This is a genomic window from Shewanella sp. 11B5 (assembly GCF_002836795.1).
Classification (GTDB): Bacteria; Pseudomonadota; Gammaproteobacteria; order Enterobacterales; family Shewanellaceae; genus Shewanella; species Shewanella frigidimarina.
In genome coordinates, this window is record NZ_PJAP01000158.1 from 1 (window position 1) to 1,147 (window position 1,147).

The 1,147-nt window shown below is 41.3% G+C and carries 2 protein-coding genes; both read right to left on the reverse strand.

What is annotated here, in order from left to right; translation table 11 throughout:
* Positions 1-28 precede the first annotated feature (28 nt).
* Positions 29-589: a chalcone isomerase family protein gene (locus tag CXF78_RS01310; protein WP_102035749.1), complete on the reverse strand. Its 561-nt coding sequence runs from the start codon at positions 587-589 to the stop codon at positions 29-31.
* Between the two features lie 80 nt (positions 590-669).
* Positions 670-1,147, reverse strand: a 478-nt coding sequence (locus CXF78_RS01315; RefSeq protein WP_257984797.1) for a DUF2947 domain-containing protein, incomplete at its 5' end; no start/stop codon positions are given.

Sequence of the window (1,147 nt, forward strand, 5' to 3'; positions counted from 1 at the left end):
CAGTCCGCCCTAGAACCTAGCAGGTGATTTACTGAGCTAGCATAGCTTGGCGTAAACTTTGTTGTGCAGGCTCTTCACCTAACCAAATCTTAAGTAAAGCCTGACGAAATGCCTCTCCAGCAATATCTCCCTGAGCTATCCCATTTTTAATACTGCTCACACCCTTGCCTTTTTGTGTAACAAAAGTAAATTGATCACCTTCGACAATTTCATCTGCAAACAATTGGGTAAAATGTTCAATATCTTTGGCAATTGAGTGAGTGTCATTGTCGGTAGCACCTTCAAAACCGTCAGTAATGGCATCACGCATTTTGTCTGAAGTGATCATCCCAGAAGTAATCGTTAGCTGGATCACCGTTATCGGCTGAGCAAGCACATCTTCCAGAGTGTGCGCTTTTGTCGGCAGATATAAACTACCCACATATAAATCCATAAAAAATTTACTGCGTACACCAGCGCCATTCAATATCAATGGCTGCTCTACTACTGTCATTTGCTCTGCTACATCAACATCTGCAATCATGCTAGCTTGTGCCAACATCGGCATCATTAACAATAAGCTCAATCCAATTGAAGCTAATACTTTCATATAAACTCTCTAAAAATCTGAAATACCAACGACTACAACATCAGCCGTTTAACCAACAACCGCAACTCAAGTCGGCTAATTTAACCGCGAACGCCTAATTTATATTGGCCATTCTGTAGAAACATCAAGGCTTGCTTGTGCTTTGGCGAGATGAGTATTGGGCCATCATCAAAAAATAAAAAGCACTTCCAATTACGCACAAACACATCCCAGCGAGTTTCAACTATTTGGTACTTTTCATAGCAAAAGTACACCACCGCATCATCAGGCCATTGAATATGCGCAATAATTGCTTCGGGCATCGCATTATCATTAGAATCCCATGCCGACTGCCAATGCTCCGTTGCCGCCCAAGCATCTTGCTTTATTGGCCAATCGCCTTTTTCAAACAATTCAGCACGACTACTCTTATTGCTTATCCACTTATCCCACACTTCCATGGCACTTTTATCGGTCAGTGGCTTAATCAAGACCTTATCATCATCTGATACAGGCAAATCTTTATGGTTAAAAATCCACTTACGCTTATAAAGATCAAACGGAATATATGAATGTGAC

What these genes read in the sequence shown, in the direction of transcription:
- CXF78_RS01310 (WP_102035749.1), bottom strand. Translation starts at nt 589, where the DNA reads ATGAAAGTATTAGCTTCAATTGGATTGAGCTTATTGTTAATGATGCCG.